Source organism: Rhodococcus sp. P14, assembly GCF_000256505.1.
Taxonomy (GTDB): Bacteria; Actinomycetota; Actinomycetes; order Mycobacteriales; family Mycobacteriaceae; genus Rhodococcus; species Rhodococcus ruber.
Window position 1 is genome coordinate 1 of record NZ_AJFC01000382.1, and the last position, 6,699, is coordinate 6,699.

Here is a 6,699-nt window from a genome sequence, read left to right on the forward strand (position 1 = left end):
GACTCGGTGCCGGCCGACGCGGCACGCCAGCTCGAAGCGGACGTGCTGCTCTCGCCGCAGGCACGACTGGGCGACGGCGACGTGTACCGTTCGGGTCTGCCCGGCTGCAAGTAGCCGACGGCCGCACGGTCACAGAGAGCGGGTCACGGGACGGATGGGAGTTGCGGGGATCGGGTTCGACCTGGTCACGGTGTCGGAGTTCGAGGAACAGCTGGGCCGCGCAGGCACGGCGATGCTCTCGAACTTCACCCCGGGCGAGCGTCGGGACGCGAACACCCGCAGCTCCCGTCCCGGCCGGCACTTCGCCGCCCGGTGGGCTGCGAAGGAGGCGCTGATCAAGGCGTGGTCGGCGTCGCTGTTCGGCAGCCCGCCGGTGCTGCCGGAGACCGTGCACCGGCAGATCGAGGTGGTCTCCGACGCGTGGGGCCGGCCCGGGATCCGGCTGCACGGCGACGTCGCCGCGCACCTGACCGGGGTGCGGATCCACGTCTCGCTCACGCACGACGGAGACATGGCGGGGGCGTTCGTCGTGCTCGAGGAGGACCCGCAGGGGTAGCGGCCCGGGTTTCAGGCGGAGGAAGTGCGGACTTCCTCCGCCTGCCGCGTTTCGGGGTCGTCGGCCCGGCGGGACTCCTCCGCCCGGGAGGCCTCCTCACGGCGCTTGCGTCGCTTGGCGCTCGTCCGCGACTCCTTCTCGGCCACCATCAGGTATGCGCCCATCAGCCGCTTGAGTTCGACGACCGCGTCGGCGTGGCTCTGGTCGTCCTGCACGGAGAAGTTCAGCATCGAGTACACGACGTGCACGAGCACCTCGGCCATCAGAGTGCGGCGCTCGCGGGGGGTGTCGGGCATCAGCGGAGCCAGCATCCGCGCGATCTGCTCGGCGAACTCCTTCTCGTGGATCGCGCCGGTCGCCCGCGTCGACGGGGTGGACTGCATCGCCAGCCACACCTCCCGCCGCGACGGGTCCGACATCCACAGCCCGGCGAGATGGTCGACGAAGGAGTTGAGGAACCGCAGCCAGTCCACGGACGGGACGACGCCGTCGAACTTGGCGAGTTCGTCCTGCACGCCCACCAGGTCCTGCCGGTTCAGTTCACAGACGATGACGTACTTGTTGGCGAAGAACTGGTAGAGGGTGCCGATGGGGACGTCGGCCCGGGCGGCCACCTCTTCGCAGGTGAACGACTCGAAGCCGACCTCGGTGAGCAGTTCGCGGGACGCGGCGAGCAGCGCGTCGAACTTGCGCCGGCTGCGCTCCTGCGTCGGGCGGCGGCGCGGCACGAGCTCCTGGGGGGCCGCCTGGACCTCCAGCGCCGGGTCGATTCGGCGTGGGGTACGGCCGCGCTTCGTTGCAGACTCCACGCGCCCAGGCTAGCCGGAGGTTGTCCGAATTCCGAACTTCTAGCTGTGAGGGCGAGTCCCAGCTAACACCGCGGAGCCGCCGTCGGCTCACTTGACGAGGGTGAACTGCATGACGTCGATGTGTCCCGTCCGGAAGTGCTCGGCGGAACCGTTCAGGTACTTCATGAACCGCTCGTACATCTCCTCCGACGACAGGGCGACCGCCTCGTCGCGGCGGGCCGACAGGGCCGCGGCCCAGTGTTCGAGGGTGCGGACGTAGTGCGGAGCCAGGGCCTGGATGCGGTCGACCCGGAACCCCGACCGCTCCGCGCCGTCGACCACCGTCTCCGGCTGCGGCAACTGCCCGCCGGGGAAGATCTCCCGTTTGATGAAGATGTGGAACAGCGCGTTCTCGCGGGTCACCGGGATTCCCCGCTCGCGCAGGGTGGTGAGCCGGTGCCCCACGATGGTGTGCAGCAGCATCCGGCCGTCGGGCGGCAGCATGTCGTGGCACTTGGTGAAGAACTGGTCGTAGCGTTCGCTCCGGAAGTGCTCGAACGCGCCGATGCTCACGATGCGGTCCACCCGCCCGTCGAACTCCTCCCAGCCCTGCAGACGCACGTCCACGGTGCGGGGGCCGGGCAGTCGCGCGGCGAGATCGCGGACGTGCTCGTACTGGTTTCGGCTGAGGGTGAGCCCGATGGTGTCCACGTCGTAGTGCGTGGCCGCACGCAGCATCGTCGAGCCCCAGCCGCATCCGACGTCGAGCAGTGTCATGCCCGGGTGCAGGTCGCACTTGCCGAGCGACAGGTCGACCTTGGCGGCCTGGGCCTGCTCGAGCGTCATGTCGTCCCGCTCGAAGTACGCGCAGCTGTAGGTCATGGACGGGTCGAGGAACAGGGTGAAGAACTCGTCCGAGAGGTCGTAGTGGGACTGGACCTGCCGGTAGAAGGGCGTGAGTGCGGTCTGCGGACTGGGTGGCATCGCAGTGCCTTCCGTTCGAGGGTCGGCCGGCCCCCCGCCTCCCGTGGACCGTTCCGCCCGTTGGCGACCCGACATCGCGAAATGTACGCCGGATATCGGCGCGCCGGGCATGCTTCGATCGGGACGGGCTGTACCCGTACCGAAAACGAGACACAACGATCGGGAGGTGCCGTGGACGTCGCGGAGATGTGCGAGCGGGTGCGCCGGCTCCTGCCGGCAGCGCGCGCGGACCTCGCGGAACTCGTGGCCTTCCGGTCGGTGGCGGATCCGCGTCTGTTCCCGCCCGAACAGTGTGTCGCGGCCGCGGAATGGGTGCGCGACGCGTTCACCGCCGTGGGCATCGAGGGCACGGGGCTGATCGAGACCTCCGACGGCTCCCTCGCGGTGTTCGGGCACACCCCCGCACCGCCGGGGGCGCCGACCGTGCTGCTCTACAGCCACTACGACGTGCAGCCCCCGGGCGACGAGTCGCTGTGGCACAGCCCGCCGTTCGAGCTCACCGAACGCGACGGCCGGTGGTACGGCCGCGGTGCCGCGGACTGCAAGGGCAACCTGGTGATGCATCTGCTCGCGCTGCGGGCGCTGCGTGAACTCGGGCCGCTGCCGGTCGGGGTCCGGATCGTCGGCGACGGCTCGGAGGAGACCGGCGGCGGTGGTCTCGAGGACCTCGCCCGGGCGCGTCCCGAGCTGTTCGCCGCCGACCTGGTGCTCGTCGCGGACTGCGGCAACGCGGAGGCGGGACGGCCGACCCTCACGACGTCGCTGCGCGGCCTGGCGAACGTCGTCGTGCACGTCGACGCCCTGGCCGGGGAGATCCACTCGGGGCAGTTCGGCGGCGCGGCCCCCGATGCTCTCGCTGCGCTGGTGCGCCTGCTGTCGAGCCTGCGCGACGAGGCCGGCGACACCGTGATCGACGGCCTCGACAGCCACGGCACGTGGGAGGGCGAACCCTATCCGGACACCACGTTCCGCGCGGATGCCGGTGTGCTCGAGGGAGTCTCGTTGCTGTCGTCCGGGACGGTCGCCGACGCCGTGTGGGCGCGGCCCGCGGTGACGATCCTCGGGATCGACGCGCCACCCGTCGTCGGCTCGGCGGCCGCGGTCGTGCCGCGCGCGTCCGCGCGGCTGAACCTGCGGGTCCCACCGGGGACGGACCCGCTCGCCGCGCAGGATGCCCTCGTCGCGCACCTGCATGCGCACGCGCCCTGGAACGTGCGGGTGCGGGTCGACCGGGAGGGTGTGAGCGAACCGTTCCGGGCGGCGACCGGCGGGCCGGGATACGCCGCGCTGCAACGGGCGCTCGGCGCCGTCTACGGACGCGAGGTCGGCACGGTCGGGCAGGGCGGCTCGATCCCGCTGTGCACCGTGCTGCAGCAGGTGCTGCCGGACGCGGAGATCGCGCTGCTCGGCGTGGAGGAGCCCGGCGCCCGCATCCACGCGCCCGACGAGAGCGTCGACCCGTCCGAACTCGAGCACATGGCCGTCGCGGAGGCGCTGGTCCTCGCCTCACTCGGCCGGTGAACCGGAGGTCAGACCGACAGGTCGCGGCGCAGTTTCGCGACGTGCCCCGTGGCGCGGACGTTGTACTGCGCGACCTCGATCCGGCCGTCCTCGTCGACGACGAACGTCGAACGGATCACGCCCGTGACGGTCTTGCCGTACATCTTCTTCTCACCGAACGCACCCCATGCCGTCAGCGTGGTCCTGTCCGGATCCGACAGCAGCGGGAACGTCAGCTGCTCGGCGTCCCGGAACTTCGCGAGCTTGGCCGGCTTGTCGGGGGAGATGCCCACGACGGCGAGCCCGGCGCCGTTCAGGTCGGCGAGGCTGTCGCGGAAATCGCAGGCTTGCTTGGTGCACCCGGGAGTGCTTGCCGCGGGGTAGAAGTACACGATCACCTTGCGTCCGCGGTAGTCCGACAGGGATACCTCGTTGCCGTCCGCGTCGGGGAGGGTGAATTCGGGAGCCGTGTCGCCGGGAGCGAGCCTGCTGCTGTTTTCCGTCACCTCCGAGAGGGTAACGGACCTGTGCGTCCACTACCGTGGTCGCAGCACAGTGCAGCGACCAACTGGAGGATCACGTGGGTAGGGACACCGAGGCCATCGAACGGGACATCGAGAACGCCCGCAACCAGCTTGCGAGCACCCTCGACGAATTGAGTGTGCGCGCCAGCCCGAAGAACGTGATGGCGCACACCAAGCAGACCGTGATGGAGAAGGTGAACCAGCCCAACGTCAAGTACGCGCTCGTCGCGGTGGGCGCCGTCGTCGGTGCGCTGGTGCTGCGCAAGCTGTTGCGCTGAATTCTGTCGCGCTGAATTCTGTCGCGCCGAGTTCTGTCGCGCCGAGTTCTGTCGCGCCGAGTTCCGGCCCCGAAGGGCACCGTCGTCCGGCGTACCGGACCGCGGTGCCCTTCGTCGTCTCCGGGCGGCGTCGGCGCGCGGGCCGATCGGTGACCTTGGACCGTTCCGAGTTCGATCATGGCGTGATTGACTGAGAGTGAGCCACACCGCGCCATCTCGGAGGGGGCTGACGGCCATGCCGAACGCACAGCGGATTGCACGACTTCTTCTCGTCTCGATCCTGACCGCCGTGGCCCTGCTCGGCTCCGGGGCTGCGGCCACTGCTGGGACGCTCGGCGGTGCTTCGCCGACACGGCTGCCCACGTCGGCGCTCGAGCCGGCGAACGGCGCGGTGGTGGGGGTGGGGCACCCGGTGACCATCCGGTTCGGCGCCCCCGTCGCCGACCGCGCCGTCGCCGAGCGTGCCGTCGAGATCACCACGTCGAAGCCGGTGAGCGGCCACTTCGCGTGGCTCGACGACCGCCGGGTGCAGTGGGTTCCCGACGACCTCTGGCCGGGGCACACCACCGTGACCGTCGCCGTCGCCGGAGCGCGCACCCAGTTCCAGGTGGGCGACGAGTTCGTCGCCGTCGCGAACCGCTCGACGCACCAGTTCACGGTCCTCCTCAACGGCGAGGTGGTACGGACGATGCCGGCGTCGATGGGCAAGCCCGGCTACGAGACCCCGGTCGGCACGTTCTCGGTGCTCGAGAAGTTCCGCGACCTCGTCATGGACTCGTCCACCTACGGCGTCCCGATCGACTCCCCGGAGGGCTACCGCATCGACACCGAGTACGCCGTGCGGCTCACGTGGGGCGGCATCTTCGTGCATGCCGCGCCGTGGTCGGTGGACTCGCAGGGGTATGCGAACGTCAGCCACGGGTGCATCAACCTGAGCACCGAGAACGCGCAGTGGTACTTCGACCGGGTGAAGATCGGCGATCCCGTGATCGTGGAGGGCTGACCGGCGGGCTTCGCCCGCCGGCGCACCGGACCCGGGACGGCTACTTGATCACTGCGCCCGCGTCGATCGGCAGCTGCACCCCGGTGACGTAGCGGCCCGCGTCGCTGACCAGGAACAGGATCGCGTTGCTGATGTCGACCGGTTCGACCCATTCGATCGGCAGGGCGTTCATGGTCTTGAACGACTCGCCCGCTTCCTCCCGGGTGATCTCCGACGGCTTCTTGTCCGGGTTGAAGACCGCGTAGGTCTGCTCGTTGTGGATCATGTCGGTGTCCACCGACGTGGGATGCACCGAGTTGACCCGGATCATGTGCGGGGCGAGCTCGTTGGCGAGGGTCTTCGTCAATCCCACCACGCCGTGCTTGGCCGCGACGTAGTGCGCCAGGTTCGCCAGTCCCTTGATGCCGGCGGTGGAACTGGTGAGCACGATCGCTCCGCCACCGTCGTTGGCCTTCAGGTGCGGCACGGCCGCCCGCACCGTCTTGAACACCCCCGTGAGATTGATGTCGATCATGTCGTCCCACATCTCGTCCGTCAGGTCCTCGACGGGCGCGAAGCTGGCGATGCCGGCGTTCGCGAGGACGATGTCGAGCCGGCCGAGCTGGGCCACGCCGTCGTCGACCGCCGACTTCAGGGCGGCACTGTCGCGGACGTCGGCCTGGCCGGCGACGATCCGCCGGTCCAGCGCCTCGACCTGCCGAACCGTCTCGGCCAGGTCGTCCGGCGTGGCGAGGGGATAGCCCACGGAGTCGACCTGCGCGCAGAGATCGACCGCGATGATATCGGCGCCCTCCTCCGCCAGCCGGACCGCGTGACTGCGGCCCTGCCCGCGTGCAGCACCGGTGATGAATGCGACCTTGCCCTCGAGCTGACCCATGGTGGTACTCCTCCGGCATTCGGTGTGATGTTCGTCCCACAGTAGGTGGGTTCGACGGGCATCGGACCGAAATCGCAAGGCGGCTCGGCACACTCAGTCGTCGCGGCATGCCGGTGCGAGCCGGACACGCACGCCTCGTCGTCATCTGATGTGCGGCGCGGATACTGCCTCGTTCACGAGGGAGAGGAA

General features: G+C 69.7%; 8 protein-coding genes. 4 read left to right on the forward strand and 4 right to left on the reverse strand.

Going from position 1 to position 6,699, the window contains the following annotated elements; translation table 11 throughout:
• Positions 1-154 precede the first annotated feature (154 nt).
• Entirely contained in the window at positions 155-556 is a 402-nt protein-coding gene (gene acpS / locus OEY_RS0126580) for a holo-ACP synthase AcpS (protein WP_010596770.1), read from the forward strand.
• Between the two features lie 11 nt (positions 557-567).
• Here the strand turns inward: acpS and OEY_RS0126585 are convergent, their stop codons facing one another.
• Both OEY_RS0126585 and OEY_RS0126590 read right to left on the reverse strand, forming a co-directional pair.
• Positions 568-1,365 carry a TetR family transcriptional regulator gene (locus tag OEY_RS0126585; RefSeq protein ID WP_026137844.1) on the reverse strand — a complete coding sequence of 266 codons (798 nt, stop codon included), beginning with the start codon at positions 1,363-1,365 and terminating at the stop codon, positions 568-570.
• Positions 1,366-1,452: 87 nt separating this feature from the next.
• On the reverse strand, positions 1,453-2,328 hold the full coding sequence (locus OEY_RS0126590; protein WP_010596772.1) for a cyclopropane mycolic acid synthase family methyltransferase: 876 nt from the start codon (positions 2,326-2,328) through the stop codon (positions 1,453-1,455).
• 186 nt (positions 2,329-2,514) lie between these two features.
• Between OEY_RS0126590 and OEY_RS0126595 the strand changes: the two genes are divergently transcribed.
• Positions 2,515-3,849 (forward strand): dipeptidase, encoded by a 1,335-nt coding sequence (locus OEY_RS0126595; protein ID WP_040271734.1) that lies wholly within the window; start codon positions 2,515-2,517, stop codon positions 3,847-3,849.
• Between the two features lie 8 nt (positions 3,850-3,857).
• On the opposite strand, the gene bcp is transcribed toward OEY_RS0126595, so the two are convergent.
• A complete protein-coding gene (bcp, locus tag OEY_RS0126600; RefSeq protein ID WP_010596774.1) occupies positions 3,858-4,334 on the reverse strand; it encodes a thioredoxin-dependent thiol peroxidase in 477 nt (158 codons plus the stop codon).
• Positions 4,335-4,408: 74 nt separating this feature from the next.
• Between bcp and OEY_RS0126605 the strand changes: the two genes are divergently transcribed.
• The gene (locus tag OEY_RS0126605; RefSeq protein WP_003938940.1) at positions 4,409-4,630 is read left to right on the forward strand and encodes a DUF3618 domain-containing protein; all 222 of its coding nucleotides are present in this window, start codon (positions 4,409-4,411) and stop codon (positions 4,628-4,630) included.
• A 235-nt stretch (positions 4,631-4,865) separates the two neighbouring features.
• Positions 4,866-5,633: a L,D-transpeptidase gene (locus tag OEY_RS0126610; RefSeq protein ID WP_010596775.1), complete on the forward strand. Its 768-nt coding sequence runs from the start codon at positions 4,866-4,868 to the stop codon at positions 5,631-5,633.
• A 40-nt stretch (positions 5,634-5,673) separates the two neighbouring features.
• On the opposite strand, the gene OEY_RS0126615 is transcribed toward OEY_RS0126610, so the two are convergent.
• Positions 5,674-6,510, reverse strand: a complete 837-nt coding sequence (locus OEY_RS0126615) for a mycofactocin-coupled SDR family oxidoreductase (RefSeq protein ID WP_010596776.1) — start codon at positions 6,508-6,510, stop codon at positions 5,674-5,676.
• Between the last annotated feature and the right edge of the window lie 189 nt (positions 6,511-6,699).

Excerpts from the sequence above, each read along its gene's own strand:
- OEY_RS0126595 (WP_040271734.1), top strand. The coding sequence starts at position 2,515 with ATGTGCGAGCGGGTGCGCCGGCTCCTGCCGGCAGCGCGCGCGGACCTC.
- OEY_RS0126610 (WP_010596775.1), top strand. The coding sequence starts at position 4,866 with ATGCCGAACGCACAGCGGATTGCACGACTTCTTCTCGTCTCGATCCTG.
- OEY_RS0126590 (WP_010596772.1), bottom strand. The coding sequence starts at position 2,328 with ATGCCACCCAGTCCGCAGACCGCACTCACGCCCTTCTACCGGCAGGTC.
- acpS (WP_010596770.1), top strand. The coding sequence starts at position 155 with ATGGGAGTTGCGGGGATCGGGTTCGACCTGGTCACGGTGTCGGAGTTC.
- OEY_RS0126615 (WP_010596776.1), bottom strand. The coding sequence starts at position 6,510 with ATGGGTCAGCTCGAGGGCAAGGTCGCATTCATCACCGGTGCTGCACGC.